The organism is Erwinia sp. AK-PDG3-5 (assembly GCF_056821705.1).
Map to the genome: position 1 here is coordinate 2,900,470 of NZ_CM165967.1, position 22,448 is coordinate 2,922,917.

Below are 22,448 nucleotides of genomic sequence, written 5' to 3' on the forward strand. Positions count from 1 at the left end.
AAGCAGAGATCTCTTAAAATTGATGCAGGTCAATTTTTACCAACGATCTCTGAATAGTACGAAGAAATAAGGGGCAGGACGCAGCCAAATGACCGCGCCCTTAAGCGTTAACCGAGGGTTTTAAAAGCTTTGATGCGTTGCAGATGTTGCGCGATATTTTTGAATTTATGGCCCTGCACGTCGTCCCAAATAATCTCATAGGTGCTTTGCAATGCTTCAGCCGAACGCTGACTGTCCAGCGCGTCATCGTTGCGTGAGAGAATGGCCAGGCAACGGTCACGGTTCTTCTCGCGGAAATTACTGACGCATTTCGTCGCCAGATCGACATACTCTTCCGGGCGATTGATTTTCCCCACCATGTTCTCTTCAGGCCAGAGGTTCGGATTGAAAATGACCTGGCGGATATCGCTGAGAAAACCAATGCGCTCGGCCCAGAAGCCCCCCAAGCCCACGCCGCAAATCAACGGCCTTTCATCGTCAGTGCTGCGCAGCAGTTTATCGGTCTCATTCAGCAGATACTGCATATCATGCTTGGGATGCAACGTGCTATAGCTCAGCAAGCGCACATCGGGGTCAATAAACTGCAGCTGGAGAACCTTTTCATGGTTCCCCGGGCTGGTGGAATCAAAACCGTGCAGATAAATGATCATCGCCATCCTCGTTGAGAATTGCCGTCAGCTGCCTTTTTGCTCCAGCCAGCGCGATTGCAGCGCGGTCAGGGCCTTGTTCGCCTCTTTCCAGCGAGGCGAATCCAGCAGCTGCTGGCGGGTAAATGTTCCCCGATGATACAACCGGCTGACGCGTTCGGCGTTGATCGGCGACAGATTATCCAACACGCTGACCGCACCTTGACGATTATTGCAGACCAGAATCATATCGCAGCCGGCATCCAGCGATGCCTGACCACGCGCTGCGTAGCTGCCCATAATCGCCGCACCTTCCATCGACAGATCGTCCGAGAAAATCACGCCGTCATACCCTAACTCGCCGCGAAGCACGGTCTGTAACCAGTGGGACGATCCGCTTGCCGGGCGGGGATCGATCTGAGTATAGATAACATGCGCCGGCATGATCGCATCCAATGCCTGCTCTTCAATCAGCTGTTTGAAAATCTGCATGTCGTGCTGGCGGATTTCCTGCTCGCTGCGGTCATCACGCGGCGTCTCTTTGTGCGAATCGGCACTGACCGCACCATGGCCGGGGAAATGTTTGCCGGTGGTTTTCATGCCCGCGTCGTGCATCCCGCGGATAAACTGACGCGCCATACGTAAAGCAATGGCCGGATCTTCATGGAAGCTGCGCTCACCAATCGCCGCGCTGCCGTGGCCGATATCCAGCACCGGCGCAAAGCTGATGTCGATATCCATGGCGATCATTTCTGAGGCCATTAACCAGCCGGCCTGCTGAGCCAGCTCGCCGGCTTTCGCTTCGTCATTCAGCGCAAAGAAAGACTGCATAGCGGGCAGGCGGGTAAAGCCCTCACGAAAGCGCTGAACGCGTCCGCCTTCCTGATCGACGGCAACCACCAGCCGGTTGCGCGAAGCCGCGCGAATTTGCCTGACCAGTTCGGCCAGCTGCGCAGGATCGTGATAATTACGGCTAAACAGGATCAAGCCGCCGACCAGCGGGTGCTGTAAAATCTCACGCTCTTCTGCATCGAGCTCGTAGCCGAGCACGTCTAACATTACCGGTCCCACACTTCACCTCTTAATCTGATAACACCCGCTGCCAGGCTTCTGCTGCCAGCGTGTAAAACATCGGTTGTTGAGTCTGCTGCCAGCGCAGCTCATACCAGCTGGCCATCAGCAGCCGCAGCCACGGCTGCCAGCGTTGCATCTGCTGCGTCAGCGCCTGCTGGTTAAGATTCTGTTGCGCTGCATAGCAAGCCGTTAGCTGCTGTTGTTGTTGCTGGTTGAGGCCGTTGCCCGCCACTATCGCCGCCAGCTCCAGCGCCACATCGCCATCGCTGGCGTATTCCCAGTCGATAAGCTGCAGGCTGTCCCGATGACGGATGACGTTGCCGCCATGGATATCCATATGCAGTAACGCCAGCCGCAGCGGCCTGGGCTCGCCCTGCTGTTGGCACTTTTTAAGCGCCCGCAGCCAGCCATGATGGCGTCGCGTCGGGCAACTTAACTGCCAGTATTGCTGTAACAGCGACAGCAGAGAAAGCCGGTAGCCGCTCAGTGGCTGCGCGTGCAAGGTGGCCACCTTTAAGGCAACCGCCTCAAGGTGCTGAATAAACCCCTGCCGATCCAGCGCGTCGCCCGGCTGCCAGCCCAGCAGTAACCACTCTGCGTTAAAACCCTGCACCGCTGGTGCAAGCCCGCTGCCTGAGAGTTTACGCAGAATATGGTACTCGCGATGGCGATCGACGCCGGGAACAGGCTCGGCTTTTCGCTGATGGCGAGCCAGCAAGGTCAGATCGCCCACCACCACTTTTCCGGTCTGGCCGGTGAGTCCGGTCAGCGGAAAAAAAGAACCGGCGGTTTGCGCCGCCGGAAACTGTTGGGTGATCAGCCTGGCAAGCGCCGGATCAATGCTGGACGACACCGTTGCCTGACCAGATGATTTCACCTGTCTGCACCAGCATCAGCTGCATTTGCAGCGAAGGCGTTTTCACATCGCCCTGTACGTTGCTGTACAACACATACTGCGCACCAACAATACGCGCCAGACCCACTGCTTTACTGCGTGAGCCCAGGCTGTCTTCTGCCGAGAGGCCCAGCGTCTGCTTGGCGGTCGCTAGCTGCTGCGGTGTGACCAGCGTGAACTGGGTATTATTATCCAGTGCCGTGTGCAGCGCAGCGGTAGCTTTAGAGATTTGCAGGCTGCCGTTGGTGCTGTTTTTCACCCCATCCACCAGCAGAACGCTGCCGGCGGTGACGCCATCGGCTTTCAACATCTGCGCAATCAATGGCGAGACGCTGGCATCCCAGTTAATGGACTGGAACTTCGGCGGCTGTGGTACGGTTTCCGCTGGCGGTGGCTCAACAGGCGGTTGGACTGGCTGAGTCGGCTGCACCGGCTCGACCGGCGCAGGCTTCTGCGGTTGCTGCTGTTCATTCACACAGCCCGCCAGGATCAGCGCCAGTAACACGACACCCGAGAGTTTGATTAACTTCCTTTCCACGCAATAACTCCTAAAGATACAAATAGAGCCTGACTTTGCTCGCCGTCAGGTTACCGGTTTGCGATGATATTTCAATATTGCCATTGGCGGCCACGGTGGTGGTGCGCGGGGCTTCAAACGGGGTGATTTCCAGACCTTTGTCATCATACCAGTAGAAACGGTAGTGAACGGTTACCGGCTTCACCTGCTGATTATAAAGCACCGAGGAGGCCCGCTGCTGCCCTTCATTTTCGGACATCACCGGCTGATCGGTGGTGATCCCGGCTGAAAGGACCGATGACTCCATCACCAGGGACTGCGAGGTATTGATGGTGGTTGGAGCGCTGCTGCATCCGCTGAGCAGCGCCAGTAACGTTATGCCTGTGGCAATCGCCCGCATAGTGAGGTGTGTCCGTATCAGAGGGCTAGTTAGCCAGCATTGGGCCTAAAGGACGACCACCGACGAGATGGAAGTGGATATGATAAACCTCCTGCCCGCCGTGTTTATTGCAGTTCATGATCAGGCGGTAGCCATCTTCGGCAATGCCCTGATCTTTGGCAATTTTAGCCGCAACGGTGATCATCCTGCCCAGTGCCGCTTCATGGCCTGGCACCGCATCGTTAGCGGTAGGGATCACAATATTGGGAATGATCAGAATATGGGTGGGCGCTTTTGGCGAGATATCACGGAAGGCGGTCACCAGCTCATCCTGATAGACGATGTCAGCCGGGATTTCACGGCGGATAATTTTACTGAAAATCGTTTCTTCTGCCATCAGTCACTTCCTTAACGAAAAGTAGAGTTCAGGCAGTATGAGTGAGTTAGCCGTTTTCTTTCAACCTTCCCGTGACATTTCTTACGCTAATCGCCTGGCATGTCAGCATTCAGCATGTACGGGTACAAAAAAGGGGAGCCTCAGCTCCCCTCTCATCACGGAATAAACCCTTAGCTGTTACGGATATAATCATCCATATCGGTTTTCAGGTTATCGGATTTAGTGCCAAAAATGGCCTGAACACCGGACCCGGCAATTACCACGCCCGCCGCGCCTAATTTTTTCAGGCCAGGCTGGTCGACTTTGGTCACGTCCGCCACGCTGACACGCAGACGGGTAATACAGGCGTCCAGATTGGTGATGTTCTCTTTGCCGCCAAAGGCTGCGACCAGATTACCGGCCATCTCACTGGCGTTACCCACCGTTTGCTCCGCGGTAGTCTCTTCACGACCTGGCGTTTTCAGGTTGAATTTGGTGATCACAAAGCGGAATACGGTGTAATAAATCAGGCCATAAATGACACCAACCACCGGGAACAGCCAGATTTTGCTGCTGTTACCACTGAGCACCACAAAGTCGATCAGGCCGTGCGAGAAGCTGGTGCCATCACGCATTCCTAACAGGATACAGATTGGGAACGCCAGACCGGCCAGCAGAATGTGGATGGCGTACAGCACCGGGGCCACAAACATGAATGAGAACTCAATCGGTTCGGTGATGCCGGTCAGGAACGAGGTCAGTGCAGCGGAGATCATGATGCCGCCCACTTTGGCGCGGTTCTCTGGTTTCGCTGAATGCCAGATAGCGATAGCCGCCGCTGGCAGACCGTACATTTTAAACAGGAAGCCGCCGGAGAGTTTGCCCGCCGTTGGGTCACCCGCCATATAGCGTGGGATATCACCGTGGAATACCTGACCCGCCGCATTGGTAAACTCACCAATTTGCATCTGGAAAGGAACGTTCCAGATATGGTGCAGGCCAAACGGCACCAGCGTACGCTCAATCAGACCATACAGGCCGAAAGCAACAACTGGGTTCTGGTAAGCCGCCCATTGTGAGAAGTCCTGAATCGCCGTTCCAATCGGTGGCCAGACAAAGGAGAGCGCCACACCCAGGAAGATTGCCGTGAAGCCAGAGATAATCGGCACAAAGCGTTTACCGGCAAAGAAGCCCAGATACTCTGGCAACTTGATACGGTAGAAGCGGTTAAACATGTATGCCGCAATCGAACCGGCAATGATGCCACCGAGCACGCCGGTATCCGCCAAATGTTTGGCTTCGATTTCCGCAGGCGGTAAATGCAGCACCAGCGGCGCAACGACTGCCATGGTTTTCACCATGATGCCATAGGCAACGACGGCGGCCAGTGCCGAAACGCCGTCATTATTAGTGAAGCCCAGCGCCACGCCAATCGCGAAGATTAACGGCATATTGGCGAAGACTGAACCACCGGCTTCCGCCATGACGTGAGAAACCACGGCAGGCAACCAGCTGAAGTTGGCAGAACCAACGCCCAGCAGAATACCGGCTATCGGCAAAACCGACACCGGCAGCATCAGCGATTTGCCGACCTTTTGCAGGTTGGCAAAGGCATTTTTAAACATAGTGTGGAGCTCCTGAGTATGGTTGCTGTTTTACGCGCGTTACGCGTGATAACGGAGGGGAGATCCCCGCTATTTTCGGAACGTCTTAGCGTTCTCGGTATTTATTACGAAGAGTAAAATAAATCGCTGAAATTTAGTTTGATGAGCGTCACGTTTCATCGAAGCTTTGCACATCGGCTAGTTCAAATGGCCAGAAAATGCCAGGTTTTGCACAATAAAAAACCGCATCACCCTTAAGGGCGATGCGGCATTGCATCAACAGCCGCTGCCGGCTGAAGTGAACGCCGTTGTCAGGCGTCGGTTAACCGGGAGAGCGGCACGTGGAACAGATCGGAAAAGTTCCTGGTGGTGGCTTCCGCCATTTGCTCAATGCTGACGCCTTTGACCACCGCCATATATTCGGCAACATCCCGTGTGTAAGCGGGCTGATTCTCTTTACCCCGGAACGGCACCGGCGCCAGGTACGGTGAATCCGTCTCGACCAGCATACGATCGAGTGGCACGTAGCGTGCCGCTTCGCGGATGCTCTCCGCATTGCGGAAGGTGGCGATGCCCGAGAACGAGATATAGAACCCCATATCCAACAGTTTGCCGGCCGTTTCACGATCTTCAGTAAAGCAGTGCAGCACGCCGCCACAGCCTTCCACCTTCTCTTCTTTCAGGATCGCCAGCGTGTCTTCACGCGCATCACGCGTATGGACGATCACCGGTTTGTTCAGATCGCGTCCGATGCGGATATGCTCGCGGAAAGATGCCTGCTGCTGCTCCTTAGTCTCTTTCTGATAAAAGTAATCGAGGCCCGTTTCACCCATGGCGACCACCCGCTCGTCTGCAGCCAGCTGGCGCAGTTCGGCAAAGTCATAGGGCTGTTCCTGATTCAGCGGATGAACGCCGCAGGAGTAGGCAACGTTCGGGCGATCGCCAATCAGCTCAACCATCGATTTATAACCCGGCAGCGTGGTGGCGACCGCCAGCATAAATTTCACATCGCGCGCGGCGGCTTTCGCCAGCACATCGCTGACATCGTTGTGCAAGGTGTCATAATCCAGTCCATCAAGATGGCAGTGCGAATCAACTAAAAACATCATTCTTCTCTATTCAGTCTGACCAGATGCCGCCGGGTTAAGCATTTGCTCCCATCCCAGCAGCTGGTCGGTCAGTAATAATTCACGGTTTACGGCAACCACGTTAAGCAGACGATCGCGGCAGACCATCCACTGGCGTACGCTTTCATGCAGTGCGCTGGTCGGCAGTTGCAGGGCCATATCAGCAATCAGCGCTTGCCGATCGACGTTGGCAATATATTGGCCCCCACCCTGCTGCCATTTCAATGCATCGACCAGTAAGGCACACAGCCAGCCGGTGCGCTGCGCGGCATCATCAGTGTTCAGCGCGGGCAGCAAGCTTAGCATATCCTCGCGCAATGCGGTCGGTAGTGCGTTACACAGCGACTGGCGGGCCGCCCAGCGCTTTTCTTCTAACAGACTGAGCGCCGCCGCCGGCGCACCGCCACTGAGACGTAAAGCGGTTATACCATCCTGTTCCGTAGTGGAGACCTGCTTCAGCAGCCAGTTAAGGCTTTGCGCCTCATCCGGTGGAGAAAGATGAAAGTTAAGGCAGCGACTGCGCAGCGTCGCCAGCAGTTGCGCAGGCTGCTGGCTGCAGAGCAGGAACCAGGTATTTTTGGGCGGCTCTTCCAGCGTTTTCAGCAGCGCATTCGCCGCCGCTTCGGTCAGCTGAGCCGCATCCGGGATCCACACCACCTTCGCACCACCCTGCTGAGCATGGTGGTAGAGCTTCTCGGTGATGCTGCGTACCGCATCGATGCCGATCGAACTCTTGCCCTTTTCCGCTTCCAGACTGTACCAGTCCGGATGGGTGTGCGCCTGCATCAGCTGGCAGGCATGGCATTCACCGCAGCTTTTCAACCCGTCACGGCGCTGGCACATCAGCCAGCGGCTGATGCCCCACACCAGCGAGGCATCGCCCATCCCCGGCAGCGCCTGCAGCAGCAATGCGTGATGACCACGCCCTGCCTGATGCTGGCTGAGGATCTGACGATAGGGCTGGTTCAGCCACGGATACCAGATCATCGCTGTTCCTTCAGCCATGCCACCAGCACCTGACGGATCGAGGCGCTGACCTGCTCAATGGACTGCGTGGCATCAACCGTTTTGATCCTGCTGTCGCTGGCGGCCAGCTCCAGATAACGCTGACGGGTGCGGATAAAGAAGTTCAGCGACTCCAGCTCGATGCGATCCAGTTCACCACGGGCTCTGGCGCGCTGCAGGCCAATTTCAGGCGTCACGTCGAGATAGATCGTCATATCTGGCGCAAACTCGCCGAGCACGTTGTGTTTCAGCTGGCTCATCAGCGCAATGTCCATGCCGCGTCCGCCGCCCTGATACGCCTGGGAAGAGAGATCGTGACGATCGCCCACGACCCAGGCCCCTGTGGCCAGCGCAGGTTTGATCACGTTTTCAACCAGCTGAACGCGCGCGGCATACAGCATCAGCAGTTCAGCCTGATCCGTCACCCGCTCACCATCAATGCCCTGCTTGATCAGGTCACGAAGCTTTTCCGCCAGCGGCGTGCCGCCCGGCTCGCGTGTGAACACGATGTCACTGATGCCCTGCTCACGCAGCGTGGCGACCACCACATCACGGGCGGTGGTTTTACCTGCCCCTTCCAGCCCTTCGATGACGATAAATTTACTGTCCATTTTTTTCCTTCACCGCAAGACGCCACGCCTGAACCGCGCGATTATGGCTGGCCAGATTAGTGGTAAACGTGTGTCCACCTTTGCCGTCTGCGACAAAATAGAGGAAGTCCGTTTTCACCGGATGCGCAGCCGCTTCCAGTGAGGCTTTGCTCGGCATGGCAATCGGCCCTGGCGGCATACCGGCAATGACGTAGGTATTGTAAGGGGTTGGCGTGTCCAGGTCTTTACGCGTCAGGGTGCCTTTGTAGCTGTCGCCCATGCCGTAAATCACCGTGGGATCGGTCTGCAAACGCATACCGACGCGCAGGCGATTGATAAACACCGAGGCAACCTTACTGCGTTCGTCGCTTAAGGCCGTCTCTTTTTCGACGATCGATGCCATGGTAACCAGATCGTTTTTGTCTTTATACGGCAGGCCATCCATTCTGCCCTGCCACTGGTTATCCACCAGTTTCACCATCCGCTCGTTAGCCCGCTTCAGCAGCGCCACGTCGGTGGTATTGGCGGTATAGGCATAGGTGTCCGGGAAGAGCCAGCCTTCCACATCCTGTTCGGGTAATGACAGTGCAGCGGCAACGGTCGCCAGCTTATCGTCAGACAGCGTGTGCTTGATATAAGGCGCTGCACGCAGCTGTGCCAGCCACTCCTGCAAACGCTGCCCTTCAACCAAACGTAACGGGAACTGAGCTTCTTTCCCGCTGGCCAGCAGATCGAGCATCTGCCTGACGGTCATGCCCTGGGGGAAGCGATAGGTCCCGGCTTTAAACTTCGCCAGTTCCGACTCCAGCTTCAACAGCCAGCCAAACCAGACCGTTTGCGGCACGATATGCTGGCGGTTAAGTTCGGCTTCCAGCACCACACGTCCGGAACCCGCCGGCAGCGTGAAGATCGTTTCTTTGTTAATGGTCAGCGCCGAGTCGGCAAACTGGCGGATCTGCCAGTAGCTGAAGGCGATGGCCGCCACGACGATGACGACAATCCCGGTGAAGAGTTTTCTTTTTACTGTCATGAAATATCCATGTTAATCGTCTTGAGGGTGTAACAGAGTAAACAGCTGCCGCGAGGAATAGTGCCAGCTCTCGATCTGCTGCACCGGCAGGATCGGCATTAGCGCATTGGTTATGATCGCTTCGTCCGCGTCTGCCAGTGCTTCAAGCGGCTGGCTGACTTCCTGCACGGCGGTTCCCAGCTCGCGCAGTCGCTGGATGACCCGCTGGCGTTGAATACCGTTCACCCCTGAATGGCGGAGATCGGGCGTAAACACCTGCTCTCCCTTACGCCAGAACAAATTTGCCGCACAGCATTCCACCAGGCTACCGTCAGTGTCAAGCACCAGCGCCTCGTCTGCGCCAGTCTGGTCAAGCTCTGTACGGATCAGCACCTGCTCAAGCCGGTTGAGGTGTTTGATGCCGGCAAGCAGTGGGTTTCTTCCGAGGCGGATTGAGCTTAACGCCAGCGTCACGCCGGTGTTGCGTAACTGATGATAATGCGCGGGATAGTCAGAGAGGAAGATCATCCGTGAGGGCTGTTGGCATCCGGCGGCACTGTAGCCCCGACCACCCACTCCGCGCGAAAGGATCACTTTCAGCACGCCATCAGCACGGGTCGCTGCCGCAAAACGCATTTCATCCTGCAGCGCTGGCCAGTCGACGTTGGCGATCATCAGACGCTCGCAGCCGAGTTGAAGGCGCTGCAGGTGGGCTTCCAGCATCACGATTTCACCCTGCAAAATGCGGGCGGTGGTGAAACAGCCGTCACCGAACTGCACGGCACGATCGCGCGCCTGCAGGCTGTCCTGCCGCTCGCCATTTATCCAGACCATTGCTCCCCCTGCGTGAACATCGCATAGCGGTAAAGATACCCTGTATGCCGCTGCAGATTCATCCGATTGTCTGTGCATAATTGTATAGAGAGATAAAAATCCCGACCCGCTGTGCGCTTAGCAACAAAAAAGGCCCGCAGAGCGGGCCTTCTTCAAGGTAAGGCAACAATCAAATTTTACGGAAAATCAACGAACCGTTGGTTCCGCCAAATCCGAAGGAGTTACACAACGTGTACTCCAGACCTTTTACCTGTCGTGCTGTGTACGGGACAAAATCCAAATCGCAACCTACATCCGGGTTATCCAGATTGATGGTTGGCGGGATAACCTGATCGCGCAGGGCAAGAATAGAGAAAATAGACTCTACGGCGCCTGCAGCCCCTAAAAGGTGACCGGTCATGGATTTGGTGGAGCTCACCATCACGCTGCCTGCACTGGCACCGAAGACCGTTTTCACTGCCTGGGCTTCAGCTTTATCACCGGCTGGCGTGGACGTGCCGTGCGCATTGATATAGCCAATCTGCTCGGGTGACAACTGCGCATCTCTCAGCGCATTTTTCATTGCCAGAGCGGCACCTGCACCATCTTCCGGTGGTGACGTCATATGGTAAGCATCGCTGCTCATGCCGAAACCAACCAGTTCCGCATAAATTTTCGCGCCACGCTTTTTCGCGTGTTCGTACTCTTCAAGCACCACCAGACCAGCACCATCGCCCAGCACGAAGCCATCACGATCGCGATCCCATGGACGGCTCGCCGCCTCAGGATTGTCATTGCGGGTTGAAAGCGCACGTGCGGCGCCAAAACCACCCATACCCAAAGGCGTACTGCCCTTCTCGGCACCGCCTGCCAGCATCACGTCGGCATCATTGTAAGCAATGATACGTGCAGCCTGACCAATGTTATGCACACCGGAAGTACAGGCTGTGGAAATGGCGATGCTTGGACCTTTCATGCCGAACATAATAGTCAGGTGACCCGCTATCATGTTTACAATCGTGGAGGGAACGAAGAAAGGACTGATTTTACGCGGGCCGCCGTGGATCAGCGAATCGTGGTTTTCTTCAATCAGACCGAGACCACCGATACCGGAGCCAATAGCGGCACCAATACGATCGGCGTTCTCATCAGTAATGACCAGACCGGAATCCTGCATGGCTTGAATGCCAGCGACAACGCCGTACTGAATGAAGGCATCCATCTTGCGCTGATCTTTGCGCGAGATAAATTCTTCACAGTTAAAATCTTTTACTAAGCCAGCAAAACGCGTTGCGTAGGCACTAGTATCAAAATGGTCGATCAGGCTGATGCCACTCTGACCGGCAACAAGAGCATTCCAGGTGGACTCTACGGTATTGCCGACAGGAGACAACATGCCAAGACCGGTCACAACTACACGACGCTTAGACACGTTCGTCCTCCAGGGAGGGAAAAAATGACAATGGAACAGTATGGGGTGTACAGAAAAAACTCAGGCGGTCGAATGACCGCCTGGAGATGCTCACTTATGCCTGGTGATTATTGATGTAATCAATAGCAGCCTGAACAGTAGTGATTTTCTCAGCTTCTTCGTCCGGAATCTCGGTATCAAACTCTTCTTCCAGAGCCATTACCAGCTCAACGGTATCAAGAGAATCAGCGCCCAGATCTTCTACAAAAGAGGCAGTGTTAACGACTTCTTCCTGCTTAACGCCAAGCTGCTCGCCAATGATTTTCTTAACGCGTTCTTCGATAGTGCTCATACTATTAAATTTCCTATCAAAACTCGCTTTCGCGATGGTTTTCGTAGTGTATAAAATGGTGAAAAAGATGCAACTAAATCCCGGCTGGTCAAACCACGAATTTACGCTATTTTGCGGGTATAACCGCAAATAACGCAAATATATTTCGTGATTATCAGACCATATACATTCCGCCGTTGACGTGCAGCGTCTCACCAGTGATGTACGCAGCCTCGTCGGAGGCTAAAAATGCTACGGCATTCGCGATTTCCTGCGCGCCGCCGAGGCGACCCGCTGGCACTTCCGCTAGAATGCCCGCACGCTGATCTTCAGTCAGCGCGCGCGTCATGTCGGTTTCAATGAAACCTGGCGCCACGACGTTAACGGTAATACCACGTGACGCGATTTCACGCGCCAGTGACTTGCTGAAGCCGATCAAACCCGCTTTTGCTGCTGCGTAGTTTGCCTGGCCCGCATTACCCATCGTTCCGACTACAGAACCAATGGTAATGATTCGGCCTACGCGTTTCTTCATCATAGCGCGCATTACCGCTTTTGAAAGGCGGAATACAGAAGTCAGGTTTGTGTCCAGGATATCCTGCCACTCATCATCCTTCATACGCATCAGTAGATTATCACGCGTAATGCCAGCATTATTGACTAAAATGTCCACTTCGCCAAATTCAGCACGAATATTTTCTAACACCGCATCAATTGACGCACTATCAGTCACATTCAGCAGCAGGCCTTTACCATTGGTGCCCAGATAAGCACTGATGGCGTCCGCACCACTTTGGCTGGTCGCTGTACCGACAACTTTCGCGCCGCGTGCTACCAATGTTTCTGCGATAGCACGGCCAATGCCGCGACTTGCACCGGTAACCAGTGCGATTTTTCCTTCAAAGCTCATGTTCATCCTCGTCTACTGTTAAAGCGCCGCTGACAGGCTGGCCGGATCGTTTACCGGAGCCGCAGTCAGGGTGTCAACAATACGCTTCGTCAGGCCTGTCAGCACCTTACCAGGGCCAACTTCCAGCAGTGACGTCACGCCTTCCTGCGCCATAAACTCCACACACTCAGTCCAACGGACCGGGTTGTACAGCTGACGAACCAGCGCGCTACGAATGGCCTCTGCTGAGGTTTCGCACTGCACATCAACGTTGTTAACCACCGGGAATGTCGGGGCGTTGAAGGTCAATTTTTCCAGCGCAACAGCCAGTTTATCGGCTGCGGGTTTCATCAGTGCACAGTGAGAAGGTACGCTCACAGGCAACGGCAGAGCACGTTTGGCACCGGCAGCCTTACAGGCTGCGCCAGCGCGTTCTACCGCTTCTTTATTTCCTGCAATCACAACCTGACCAGGCGAGTTGAAGTTTACCGGTGAGACAACCTGCCCCTGAGCCGACTCTTCACACGCTTTCGCGATTGACGCATCATCCAGACCGATAATAGCCTGCATGGCGCCCGTGCCTTCTGGCACCGCTTCCTGCATCAGTTTGCCACGCAATTCAACCAGTTTGATCGCTTCTTCAAAGGCGATCACACCTGCACAAACCAGCGCACTATACTCGCCCAGGCTGTGTCCCGCCAGCATTGCAGGCATCTTACCGCCTTTTTCCTGCCAAACGCGGAAAATAGCAACAGATGCAGCCAGCAAAGCCGGTTGGGTCTGCCAGGTTTTGTTCAGTTCTTCTACAGGTCCCTGCTGCACCAGTGCCCACAGGTCGTAACCCAGCGCAGCGGAGGCTTCGGCGAAGGTTTTCTCAACCAGCGGATTCTCTGCAGCCAGCTCAGCCAGCATGCCTACCGTCTGGGAGCCCTGTCCCGGAAAAACCATAGCAAATTGCGTCATTGTGAAATCCTTAATCAAAAACGAACCAGCGCCGAGCCCCAGGTGAATCCACCGCCGAAGGCTTCCAGCAGAATAAGCTGACCACGTTGAATGCGACCATCACGCACGGCCTCATCCAGTGCGGTAGGCACGGAAGCGGCGGAGGTATTGCCGTGACGATCGAGCGTAACCACCACTTTCTCCATGCCCATACCCAACTTGCGGGCGGTGGCACTGATAATACGCAGGTTGGCCTGATGCGGAACCAGCCAGTCAATGGCTTCACGCTCGAGGTTATTGGCCTGCAGCGTCTCTTCAACGATATGCGCAAGCTCGGTAACAGCCACTTTGAACACTTCGTTACCGGCCATGGTCACGTAGGAAGGCTGCTGCTGGTTCTGACGATCCTGATTAGACAGGGTCAACAACTGGCCGTAACGGCCATCAGCGTGGAGATGGGTCGAGATGATGCCTTGTTCTTCGCTGGCACCTAACACCACCGCGCCAGCGCCATCACCAAACAGGATGATGGTGCCACGATCTTCAGGATCGAGCATGCGTGCCAACACGTCAGCACCAATCACCAGCGCATTTTTTACCGCGCCGTTCTTGATGTACTGGTCAGCCACGCTCAGGGCGTAGGTGAAGCCTGCACAGGCGGCCGCAAGGTCAAAAGACGCGGCATCTTCAATCTCCAGCAGTTGCTGGATCATGCAGGCTGAGCTTGGGAAGGCGTGGCTGGAGGAGGTCGTCGCCACCACAATCAGTCCGATATCATTTTTATCAATGCCGGCCATTTCCAGCGCGCGTTCTGCGGCGTGGAAACCCATTGAGGCAACGGTTTCATCCGGCCCGGCAATGCGACGTTCACGGATACCGGTGCGGGTGACAATCCACTCGTCCGATGTATCCACCATTTTTTCCAGATCGGCGTTAGTCCGCACCTGTTCAGGCAAATAGCTGCCTGTACCGATAATCTTCGTATACATGTACGTCATTCACTCTTAGGTAATACAGCTTGAAGGCGGGCAGCAATCCGCTCTGGGACTTGCCGCGCCACCGCCTGCTCTGCCTGTTCGATCGCCGCAGTGAATGCGCGTTGATTGGCCGCACCGTGACTCTTAATCACCGTGCCGCGCAATCCTAACAGACAGGCGCCATTGTACTGGTCGGGGTTGAGGTGGCCGAAGCGCTTTTCCAGACGTTTTTTTATCAAACGTGCCAGCAGCGTCATCCACCAGGCCCTTTTTTTACCTTCGCCCTGTGATTTCAACAGCGAAAGAAACATTCTTACCACGCCTTCCATGGTTTTCAGGGTGACGTTGCCCACAAAACCATCGCAGACCATCACGTCCGTTTTCCCGGTAAGAAGATCGTTGCCTTCGAGGTATCCAATATAGTTAATTTCTGGCGATGCACGCAGGATAACTGCGGCATCGCGAATACTGCTTAACCCTTTGGTCTCTTCCTGACCAATATTCAGCAACGCCACGCGGGGAGAGTGTATCGACAGAACTTCTTCCGCCATCACCGCGCCCATCACTGCAAATTGTACCAGCATCGCGCTGTCGGACTCGACGTTAGCGCCCAGATCCAACACCACGGTTTTACCCTTGAGCTGATTCGGTAATACCGTCATCAGCGCCGGGCGCTCAATACCGTCCAGCGGCTTGAGCATCATTTTTGCCAGGCCCATCAGCGCACCGGTATTTCCGGCGCTGATACAGGCCTGCGCCCGCCCTTCTTTCACCAGCTCAAGCGCCACACGCATGGACGTGCCACGGCTGTGGCGAATGGCCTGTGAGGGTTTGGCATCACTGGCAATAACCGACTCAGCAGGGATCACCTGCAGACGTGCCAACAAGGCAGAATCAGCTTTTGCGAGAAATGACGAGATGTTGTCGGGATCGCCGACCAGAAGAAGATGCAGCTGTGTGTTAGAGGCCAGTGCCTGCATTGCAGCAGGCACTGTCACGCAGGGACCGAAGTCCCCGCCCATGGCATCTATCGCCAGGGTCAGACGTGGCAAAGTATCGCCTTGCGTATCCGCAAGAACTACTTAACGATGACCTTGCGACCGCGGTAGTAACCATCCGCAGTGATGTGGTGACGCAGATGCGTTTCGCCAGAAACTTTATCTACGGAAAGAGATGCTGTGGTCAGGGCATCGTGTGAACGACGCATGCCACGCTTGGAACGGGTTGGTTTATTCTGTTGTACGGCCATGGACCTTACTCCTATTACTTACGCTTTAAACTGGCTAATACGGCAAATGGGTTTGGTTTTTCTGCCTCTGCAGGCAGCTTGCCAAAGACCATGTCCGCCTCGGACACTTCACAGTGTTCAGAATCATGCACCGGAACGACAGGCAGGGCGAGGATAATTTCATCTTCAACCACCGCCAGCAGATCGATTTCACCAAACTCGTTGACCTCGACCGGCTCGTACGCTTCCGGCAGTGCCTCAGCCTGCTCGTCAGTAACGATCGGGCTGAAACAATACGTCACGTGGACCTGATGCGGAAATGTCTTGTTGCAGCGTTGACAACACAGGGTTACGGAGACCGCCGCAGTACCGTTAAATACTGCTAACCGCTGATTGTCGATGGCGAACGACATCGAGCACTCTACATCACTGTCCACACTCACTACCGATTCGGTAATACGCTCCACCTGTTCAGGGGTGTAAACACCCTGATAATCAAGGCGCTTTTGAGCGGTACGAACCGGATCGAGAGTCAGGGGTAATTTCACTTTTTGCATAGGGCGCGCATATTAACTTTCAAACGAGATAGAGTCAAAGAAAAAGGCCGGTTTACAGCATCTTTCACCCAATATTCGCATCCAATGCGGCGCACAGTTTAAAATGCCTTGAACTGATTCGCTATCTATTCTGGAAAAAAATATGACACGACTGGTGCTTGCTTCAACCTCCCCTTTCAGAAAGTCCCTGCTGGAAAAGTTGGGGATCCCGTTTATCACTGCCGCACCCGAGGTTGACGAAAGCGCGCAACTTGATGAATCCGCTACCGATCTTGTGATGCGACTCGCCGGTGCCAAGGCGCAGGCGCTGGCGGAAACCTACCCGGATCATCTGATTATCGGCTCCGATCAGGTCTGCGTGATTGACGGAAAAATAACCGGGAAGCCGCATACGGCCGACAATGCGCATCAGCAATTACGCCAGGCCAGCGGCCACAGCGTGATTTTTTATACCGGTCTGGCGCTGTACGACAGTGGTTCTCAGCAGTTACAGGTGATTTGTGAGCCGTTTAACGTCGATTTTCGTCCCTTATCCGATGAGGAGATCGTGAGTTATGTGGCAAAAGAGCAGCCACTGAACTGCGCGGGGAGTTTTAAAAGCGAAGGGTTGGGGATCACGCTGTTCGACCGACTTTCCGGCCGCGATCCCAATACCCTGGTCGGGCTACCACTGATTGCGCTTTGCGAGATGTTACGTGCGGCCGGAATCGATCCGCTAAGGAATTGAAAAAGCGCCAGTGTTGCCCGTTTGAATCGGGCAACACAGTGCAAAAGCGACGCTAAGTACTTTAGCACTGTCTATCCGCCACCTAATCCACGGCTACTTCGCCGGTGCGGTTTTGCGCAGAACTTCCAGGCAGTGCTTCAGCTCATTGTCGAGCGGCGCTTCGACACGCATCACTTCACCGGTATTTGGATGGGTGAACTTCAACGCAGCCGCATGCAGGAACAGCCTTTTCAGACCCGTACCCGCAAGCTGCGCATCAAAATCGCGCTCGCCATAGCGATCGTCAAAAGCAATCGGATGGCCCGCGTGCAGCGTATGAACGCGGATCTGGTGGGTTCGCCCGGTGATGGGGCTGGCTTTAACCAATGTGGCATGCGCATAGCGCTCTTCAACCTTGAAACGCGTTTCAGACGGCTTGCCTTCGCTATTCACGCGCACAATACGCTCACCGCTTTGCAAAATATTCTTCAGCAGTGGTGCCTGTACGGCTTTGATATGCGATGGCCAAGAACCCCGAACCAGCGCCAGATAATCCTTCTGCATCCCCTTCTCTCTCAACTGCTCATGCAGCGAGCGCAGTGCTGAACGCTTTTTGGCGACCAGCAGGATGCCCGAGGTATCACGGTCAAGGCGATGTACCAGTTCGAGGAAACGGGCTTCGGGTCTGAGGGCGCGTAATCCTTCGATTACCCCGAAGCTCAGGCCGCTGCCACCGTGCACGGCGGTGCCGGACGGTTTGTTCATCACCAGGATGTAATCATCTTCATAGACGATGGCGTGGGCTAAGGCCGCAACTTTATCCAGCTTCGGCGAAATCGCCTCTTCCTCACGTTCTGCCACGCGAACCGGCGGAATGCGGATCTCATCGCCGGCAACAAGCTTATATTCTGGCTTGATGCGACCTTTATTCACGCGCACTTCGCCCTTACGCAAAATGCGATAAATCATGCTTTTCGGCACGCCTTTGAGCTGCGTGCGTAAAAAGTTATCGATGCGCTGTCCTGCCTCATCGGCAGAAATCGTCACCATTCGTACTGCGGGAGTATTGGTTTTCATGGTCGGCGATTCTAAATAGAGCGCCAGGATAGCGCCACCTCTTTTTCTGTGCTTAACTGACGGTGACCCTTGTGGCTGATGATTTATGACCAGTTTTTGGGCAATTTGTGGAATTGAGATGCAAATCGCCATAAAAGCCGGAATAAACTTCACAGAGCCATTAAAGTCACCTTGCTATCACAAGGTTAGCAATGGAATAATGCTACTGTTTTTCCTCGCTAAACCTTGTGAAACAAGAAAAAAGCGTAATAAGAAAGTTTGCCGGATAGCCCATACACGCAGCAATGGCGTAAGACGTATTGTGCAATCAGGCATTTAGCGGGCTGCGGGTTGCAGCCTGGACGACAAGACGGGATTGGTTCACTCTGGTTACTCACTGGCGGTTCCCCCCTTTTTAAAAGCGCTGTTTTTCCATATGAAAAACAGGCTGCCGAGATTTTGCGCCCCTTAGCAGACCACAACCGTGAGGTTGACGTTTTTGCGATGAGACTCGGGGCCATCGGTTACTCGCGTCCAGCGTTACTATTGCCCGTAGCTTTGTCACTAATGTAAGAATAATGAGTAAGTTACGATGAAAAGAATGTTGATAAACGCAACTCAGCAGGAGGAGTTGCGTGTCGCCCTGGTGGATGGACAGCGCCTGTACGACCTGGATATTGAAAGCCCAGGACACGAACAGAAAAAAGCCAACATCTATAAAGGCAAGATCACCCGCATTGAACCAAGTCTTGAAGCAGCATTTGTCGATTACGGTGCTGAAAGACACGGTTTTCTCCCTCTGAAAGAAATCTCCCGCGAATACTTCCCAAGTAATTACAATTCTCATGGTCGCCCTAATATCAAGGACGTACTGCGTGAAGGCCAGGAAGTTATTGTTCAGATCGATAAAGAAGAACGTGGAAATAAAGGCGCCGCCTTAACCACCTTTATCAGTCTGGCCGGCAGCTATCTGGTGCTGATGCCAAATAACCCACGTGCTGGCGGTATTTCCCGTCGCATCGAAGGTGATGACCGTACTGAACTGAAAGAGGCGCTCTCTGCACTTGAGCTGCCAGAAGGGATGGGTCTGATCGTTCGTACTGCAGGCGTTGGCAAATCTGCCGAAGCGCTGCAGTGGGACTTAAGCTTCCGGATGAAGCACTGGGACGCGATTAAAAAAGCCGCTGACAGCCGTCCTGCTCCGTTCCTGATCCATCAGGAAAGTAACGTCATTGTCCGCGCATTCCGCGACTATCTGCGTCAGGATATCGGTGAAATCCTTATCGATAACCCGAAAGTTCTGGAGCTTGCTCGTCAGCATATCGCTGCCCTGGGCCGCCCGGACTTCAGCAGCAAAATTAAACTCTACACCGGTGAAATCCCGCTGTTCAGCCACTATCAAATCGAATCGCAAATCGAATCTGCCTTCCAGCGTGAAGTGCGCCTGCCTTCTGGCGGCTCGATTGTCATCGACACCACCGAAGCGCTGACCGCCATTGATATCAACTCCGCTCGCGCAACGCGCGGTGGCGATATTGAAGAAACCGCCTTCAACACCAACCTGGAAGCGGCAGACGAAATTGCCCGTCAGCTGCGCCTGCGTGACCTTGGCGGCCTGATCGTTATCGATTACATCGATATGACCCCGGTTCGTCACCAGCGTGCGGTTGAAAACCGTCTGCGTGAAGCCGTTCGTCAGGACCGCGCCCGCATTCAGATTAGCCACATTTCGCGTTTCGGCCTGCTGGAGATGTCCCGTCAGCGCCTCAGCCCATCACTGGGTGAGTCAAGCCATCACGTCTGCCCGCGCTGTAGCGGCACCGGCACCATCCGTGATAACGAATCGCTGTCACTCTCTATTCTGCGTCTGATTGAAGAAGAAGCGCTGAAAGAGAACACCAAAGAAGTTCATGCAATCGTTCCAGTGCAGATTGCCTCTTACCTGCTGAACGAAAAACGCGAAGCGGTAAGCGCGATTGAAAAACGCCAGGGCGGCGTGCGGGCCATCATCGTGCCAAACGATCAGATGGAAACCCCACACTACTCCGTTCTGCGTGTGCGCACCGGTGAAGAGACTCAAACCCTCAGCTACCACTTGCCGAAGCTGCATGAAGCCGAAATGGCGCTGCCTTCTGAAGAAGAGCACGCCGAGCGCAAACGTCCTGAGCAACCGGCTCTTGCCGCGTTTGTGATGCCTGATGCGCCGCCAGCGCCACAGGAAGCAGTTGTTGCTGAAGCGCCACCTGTGGCAGCCGCAGCAGCGCCAGCCCCTGCGGCGGCTAAAGCACCTGCCGAAGCGGGAACCGGCCTGATGAGTCGCTTCTTCCGTGGCCTGAAGAAAATGTTTGCTGGTGAAGAGAAGCCAGTAGAACAACCGCCTCAGCCAGCCGTTGTGGTGGAAGAGAAAGCCCCTGAAGCGGCAGCGCCACGGGGTGAACGCCGTAATAACCGCCGTCAGAATAACCGTCGTGACCGCAACAACAGCGGCGAACGCGGTGAGCGCTATGGCGACCGTAACGAACGCAATGCCGATCGTAATGGTTCTGAGCGTGGCGAACGCAACGAGCGTAATGGCAATGACCGCACCGAGCGTAATGACCGTAACGGTTCTGACCGTAACGAACGTAACGCCGATCGCAATACTGACCGTAATGCGGATCGCAACGAGCGGACTTCTGACCGTCCTGAACGTAATGAGCGTAACGATCGCAACGAGCGCACCCCACGTAACGACCGTAACTCTAACCGCAATGAGCGCATGACTCGTGACCGCGATCCTGCTGCTGAAAGCCGTGAAGAGAACCGTCGTAACAAGCGTAATGCGCCGGCCGTTGAGTCTCCGGAAGATCTGCTGATGCAGGCTGTCGCCGAAGATGCACAACAGCAACAGCCGCGTCGTGAGCGTCAGCCACGTCGTCGTCAGGACGAAAAACGCGCACCGGTGCAGGAAGAGAAAGTCGCTGAAATCGCTGAGCTTCCAGAAGCCGTTGTCGACGCTTCCGTTGACGGTGATGAGCACGTTCAGGTTATGCCGCGCCGTAAGCCGCGTCAGTTGGATCAGAAAGTGCGTATCGAAACGGCTGAGCAAACTGCGGCTCGCTCGTTTGCGCCGACCGAAGACGAGGTTGCACCGGTACTGGAGCAGACTACTGACTTCCCTGCTGCGGAACACGTCAGTGACGCGGAAGAAGGCGAGGATCGTGACAGCAACAGCATGCCACGTCGTTCACGTCGCTCTCCTCGTCATCTGCGCGTCAGCGGTCAACGTCGCCGTCGCTACCGTGATGAGCGCTACCCGAACCAGTCGCCAATGCCACTGACCTTCGCGGCTGCGTCGCCAGAAATGGCTTCCGGTAAAGTGTGGATCACCTATCCTGTTGCTCAGGCAACGGATGAGCATGAACACGAGCAGTCTGTGGTGCCAGAGTACGGTCACCAGGATACGGCTGATGCGATTGCCGTGGCTGCAACAGCAGACGCTGCACAGCCAGAAGTGATTGCTGAAGCTGAGCCGGTGCATTTCTCTGAGCCACAGCCGGAAAACACCCCGGCAGTGACGCTGGTGAACACTGACGAAACGACTGCTATCGAAACTGCCGTTAACGAAGAGCTGTCCGTGGTGTCTGCCGCTGACGAAGTCATCGCTGATGCTGTGACTCAACAGGCTGTGCCAGCGGAAGAGGCTCCGGCAGTTCAGGCTGTCGACGCGGTAGAAGATATTGTGGTTGAAGCGAAGCAGGCTGAAGACCAGCGTGTGGCAGAAGAAGCCAGCCATCAGGCTGAAGAAGCCGCCTCTGACGCCAGCCCGGCGCTGGAACAGCAGGTAGAAGAAGTGTTGGCAGCACCGGAAGCCGTGGCCGATGTCACTGCAACCGAGCCGCATGCACCTGTTCCTGCCCGTGACGAGCCAGTTGAAGCCCCGGTTGCTGAGGCACCGGTTGAAGCACCAGTTGCTCAGGCGCCTGTTGCTGCACCGGTTGAAGCACCAGCGGCTCAGGCACCAGTAGAAGCACCGGTTGCTCAGGCGCCTGCTGCTGCCCCGGTAGAAGCGCCAGCGGCTCAGGCACCTGCTGCTGCGCCGGTTGAAGCACCAGCGGCTCAGGCTCCTGTTGCTCCATCGGTAACCGCTCAGCCTGCTTACAAGCACCACGCAACGGCGCCAATGACTAAAGCGCCTGCGCCTGAGTATCAGGCTGAACCTGCGCGTGCAAGTGACTGGGTACGCCCTGACTATCAGTTCGATGGTCAGGGTTCTGCAGGCGGTCATGCTGCAACCCATCAGGCAACGGCTCCGGCAACTCGCCCAGAGTAACTGTCGCCTGACTGAAAAAGCCCT

23 protein-coding genes are annotated in these 22,448 nt (G+C 55.3%); 2 read left to right on the top strand and 21 right to left on the bottom strand.

What is annotated here, in order from left to right; translation table 11 throughout:
- Positions 1-107: 107 nt before the first annotated feature.
- The 20 genes from ycfP to yceD all read right to left on the bottom strand — a co-directional run bounded on the left by ycfP (position 108) and on the right by yceD (position 16,350).
- A complete protein-coding gene (gene ycfP, locus AC1UKS_RS13365) occupies positions 108-650 on the bottom strand; it encodes an alpha/beta hydrolase YcfP (protein WP_013201693.1) in 543 nt (180 codons plus the stop codon).
- Positions 651-674: 24 nt separating this feature from the next.
- Positions 675-1,685, bottom strand: a complete 1,011-nt coding sequence (nagZ, locus tag AC1UKS_RS13370; protein WP_482433996.1) for a beta-N-acetylhexosaminidase — start codon at positions 1,683-1,685, stop codon at positions 675-677.
- A 22-nt stretch (positions 1,686-1,707) separates the two neighbouring features.
- A complete protein-coding gene (gene thiK / locus AC1UKS_RS13375; RefSeq protein WP_482433998.1) occupies positions 1,708-2,577 on the bottom strand; it encodes a thiamine kinase in 870 nt (289 codons plus the stop codon).
- Positions 2,537-3,133 (bottom strand): penicillin-binding protein activator LpoB, encoded by a 597-nt coding sequence (gene lpoB, locus AC1UKS_RS13380; protein WP_013201690.1) that lies wholly within the window; start codon positions 3,131-3,133, stop codon positions 2,537-2,539. The genes thiK and lpoB overlap by 41 nt, the downstream gene beginning before the upstream one ends.
- Positions 3,134-3,143: 10 nt before the next feature.
- The gene (locus AC1UKS_RS13385) at positions 3,144-3,512 is read right to left on the bottom strand and encodes a YcfL family putative periplasmic lipoprotein (protein WP_482433999.1); all 369 of its coding nucleotides are present in this window, start codon (positions 3,510-3,512) and stop codon (positions 3,144-3,146) included.
- 25 nt (positions 3,513-3,537) lie between these two features.
- A complete protein-coding gene (gene hinT / locus AC1UKS_RS13390; protein ID WP_013201688.1) occupies positions 3,538-3,888 on the bottom strand; it encodes a purine nucleoside phosphoramidase in 351 nt (116 codons plus the stop codon).
- 170 nt (positions 3,889-4,058) lie between these two features.
- On the bottom strand, positions 4,059-5,492 hold the full coding sequence (ptsG, locus tag AC1UKS_RS13395) for a PTS glucose transporter subunit IIBC (protein ID WP_134823889.1): 1,434 nt from the start codon (positions 5,490-5,492) through the stop codon (positions 4,059-4,061).
- A gap of 290 nt (positions 5,493-5,782) precedes the next feature.
- Complete coding sequence (locus AC1UKS_RS13400; RefSeq protein WP_482436983.1) at positions 5,783-6,577, bottom strand: metal-dependent hydrolase; 795 nt, start codon at positions 6,575-6,577, stop codon at positions 5,783-5,785.
- A gap of 9 nt (positions 6,578-6,586) precedes the next feature.
- Positions 6,587-7,585 (bottom strand): DNA polymerase III subunit delta', encoded by a 999-nt coding sequence (gene holB, locus AC1UKS_RS13405; protein ID WP_482436985.1) that lies wholly within the window; start codon positions 7,583-7,585, stop codon positions 6,587-6,589.
- Entirely contained in the window at positions 7,582-8,214 is a 633-nt protein-coding gene (tmk, locus tag AC1UKS_RS13410; protein WP_482434002.1) for a dTMP kinase, read from the bottom strand. The genes holB and tmk overlap by 4 nt, the downstream gene beginning before the upstream one ends.
- Entirely contained in the window at positions 8,204-9,223 is a 1,020-nt protein-coding gene (yceG, locus tag AC1UKS_RS13415) for a cell division protein YceG (RefSeq protein ID WP_482434004.1), read from the bottom strand. Before yceG ends, tmk begins: the two co-directional genes overlap by 11 nt.
- A gap of 12 nt (positions 9,224-9,235) precedes the next feature.
- Positions 9,236-10,036, bottom strand: a complete 801-nt coding sequence (gene pabC / locus AC1UKS_RS13420) for an aminodeoxychorismate lyase (RefSeq protein WP_482434006.1) — start codon at positions 10,034-10,036, stop codon at positions 9,236-9,238.
- 169 nt (positions 10,037-10,205) lie between these two features.
- Entirely contained in the window at positions 10,206-11,447 is a 1,242-nt protein-coding gene (fabF, locus tag AC1UKS_RS13425) for a beta-ketoacyl-ACP synthase II (RefSeq protein ID WP_482434007.1), read from the bottom strand.
- 94 nt (positions 11,448-11,541) lie between these two features.
- Positions 11,542-11,778 (bottom strand): acyl carrier protein, encoded by a 237-nt coding sequence (acpP, locus tag AC1UKS_RS13430; RefSeq protein ID WP_013201680.1) that lies wholly within the window; start codon positions 11,776-11,778, stop codon positions 11,542-11,544.
- A gap of 154 nt (positions 11,779-11,932) precedes the next feature.
- The gene (fabG, locus tag AC1UKS_RS13435; RefSeq protein ID WP_013201679.1) at positions 11,933-12,667 is read right to left on the bottom strand and encodes a 3-oxoacyl-ACP reductase FabG; all 735 of its coding nucleotides are present in this window, start codon (positions 12,665-12,667) and stop codon (positions 11,933-11,935) included.
- An 18-nt stretch (positions 12,668-12,685) separates the two neighbouring features.
- Positions 12,686-13,609 (bottom strand): ACP S-malonyltransferase, encoded by a 924-nt coding sequence (gene fabD / locus AC1UKS_RS13440; RefSeq protein ID WP_482434009.1) that lies wholly within the window; start codon positions 13,607-13,609, stop codon positions 12,686-12,688.
- Positions 13,610-13,623: 14 nt separating this feature from the next.
- On the bottom strand, positions 13,624-14,577 hold the full coding sequence (locus tag AC1UKS_RS13445; RefSeq protein WP_265910144.1) for a beta-ketoacyl-ACP synthase III: 954 nt from the start codon (positions 14,575-14,577) through the stop codon (positions 13,624-13,626).
- A 5-nt stretch (positions 14,578-14,582) separates the two neighbouring features.
- A complete protein-coding gene (plsX, locus tag AC1UKS_RS13450) occupies positions 14,583-15,617 on the bottom strand; it encodes a phosphate acyltransferase PlsX (RefSeq protein ID WP_482434011.1) in 1,035 nt (344 codons plus the stop codon).
- Between the two features lie 26 nt (positions 15,618-15,643).
- Entirely contained in the window at positions 15,644-15,814 is a 171-nt protein-coding gene (rpmF, locus tag AC1UKS_RS13455; protein WP_013201675.1) for a 50S ribosomal protein L32, read from the bottom strand.
- Positions 15,815-15,828: 14 nt separating this feature from the next.
- On the bottom strand, positions 15,829-16,350 hold the full coding sequence (yceD, locus tag AC1UKS_RS13460) for a 23S rRNA accumulation protein YceD (protein ID WP_013201674.1): 522 nt from the start codon (positions 16,348-16,350) through the stop codon (positions 15,829-15,831).
- A 142-nt stretch (positions 16,351-16,492) separates the two neighbouring features.
- Here yceD and AC1UKS_RS13465 point away from each other — a divergent pair, with 142 nt between their 5' ends.
- Positions 16,493-17,077: a Maf family protein gene (locus AC1UKS_RS13465; RefSeq protein WP_482434014.1), complete on the top strand. Its 585-nt coding sequence runs from the start codon at positions 16,493-16,495 to the stop codon at positions 17,075-17,077.
- A 93-nt stretch (positions 17,078-17,170) separates the two neighbouring features.
- Here AC1UKS_RS13465 and rluC read toward each other — a convergent pair whose 3' ends face one another.
- Positions 17,171-18,133 (bottom strand): 23S rRNA pseudouridine(955/2504/2580) synthase RluC, encoded by a 963-nt coding sequence (gene rluC, locus AC1UKS_RS13470; RefSeq protein ID WP_013201672.1) that lies wholly within the window; start codon positions 18,131-18,133, stop codon positions 17,171-17,173.
- A gap of 571 nt (positions 18,134-18,704) precedes the next feature.
- Here rluC and rne point away from each other — a divergent pair.
- Positions 18,705-22,424 (top strand): ribonuclease E, encoded by a 3,720-nt coding sequence (gene rne, locus AC1UKS_RS13475; protein ID WP_482434016.1) that lies wholly within the window; start codon positions 18,705-18,707, stop codon positions 22,422-22,424.
- Positions 22,425-22,448 lie beyond the last annotated feature (24 nt).

Excerpts from the sequence above, each read along its gene's own strand:
- pabC (WP_482434006.1), bottom strand. The coding sequence starts at position 10,036 with ATGGTCTGGATAAATGGCGAGCGGCAGGACAGCCTGCAGGCGCGCGAT.
- AC1UKS_RS13400 (WP_482436983.1), bottom strand. The coding sequence starts at position 6,577 with ATGTTTTTAGTTGATTCGCACTGCCATCTTGATGGACTGGATTATGAC.
- AC1UKS_RS13445 (WP_265910144.1), bottom strand. The coding sequence starts at position 14,577 with ATGTATACGAAGATTATCGGTACAGGCAGCTATTTGCCTGAACAGGTG.
- tmk (WP_482434002.1), bottom strand. The coding sequence starts at position 8,214 with ATGGACAGTAAATTTATCGTCATCGAAGGGCTGGAAGGGGCAGGTAAA.
- nagZ (WP_482433996.1), bottom strand. The coding sequence starts at position 1,685 with ATGTTAGACGTGCTCGGCTACGAGCTCGATGCAGAAGAGCGTGAGATT.
- holB (WP_482436985.1), bottom strand. The coding sequence starts at position 7,585 with ATGATCTGGTATCCGTGGCTGAACCAGCCCTATCGTCAGATCCTCAGC.
- fabG (WP_013201679.1), bottom strand. The coding sequence starts at position 12,667 with ATGAGCTTTGAAGGAAAAATCGCACTGGTTACCGGTGCAAGTCGCGGC.
- ycfP (WP_013201693.1), bottom strand. The coding sequence starts at position 650 with ATGATCATTTATCTGCACGGTTTTGATTCCACCAGCCCGGGGAACCAT.
- yceG (WP_482434004.1), bottom strand. The coding sequence starts at position 9,223 with ATGACAGTAAAAAGAAAACTCTTCACCGGGATTGTCGTCATCGTCGTG.
- AC1UKS_RS13385 (WP_482433999.1), bottom strand. The coding sequence starts at position 3,512 with ATGCGGGCGATTGCCACAGGCATAACGTTACTGGCGCTGCTCAGCGGA.
- rne (WP_482434016.1), top strand. The coding sequence starts at position 18,705 with ATGAAAAGAATGTTGATAAACGCAACTCAGCAGGAGGAGTTGCGTGTC.
- acpP (WP_013201680.1), bottom strand. The coding sequence starts at position 11,778 with ATGAGCACTATCGAAGAACGCGTTAAGAAAATCATTGGCGAGCAGCTT.
- AC1UKS_RS13465 (WP_482434014.1), top strand. The coding sequence starts at position 16,493 with ATGACACGACTGGTGCTTGCTTCAACCTCCCCTTTCAGAAAGTCCCTG.
- yceD (WP_013201674.1), bottom strand. The coding sequence starts at position 16,350 with ATGCAAAAAGTGAAATTACCCCTGACTCTCGATCCGGTTCGTACCGCT.
- rpmF (WP_013201675.1), bottom strand. The coding sequence starts at position 15,814 with ATGGCCGTACAACAGAATAAACCAACCCGTTCCAAGCGTGGCATGCGT.
- hinT (WP_013201688.1), bottom strand. The coding sequence starts at position 3,888 with ATGGCAGAAGAAACGATTTTCAGTAAAATTATCCGCCGTGAAATCCCG.
- ptsG (WP_134823889.1), bottom strand. The coding sequence starts at position 5,492 with ATGTTTAAAAATGCCTTTGCCAACCTGCAAAAGGTCGGCAAATCGCTG.
- rluC (WP_013201672.1), bottom strand. The coding sequence starts at position 18,133 with ATGAAAACCAATACTCCCGCAGTACGAATGGTGACGATTTCTGCCGAT.
- fabD (WP_482434009.1), bottom strand. The coding sequence starts at position 13,609 with ATGACGCAATTTGCTATGGTTTTTCCGGGACAGGGCTCCCAGACGGTA.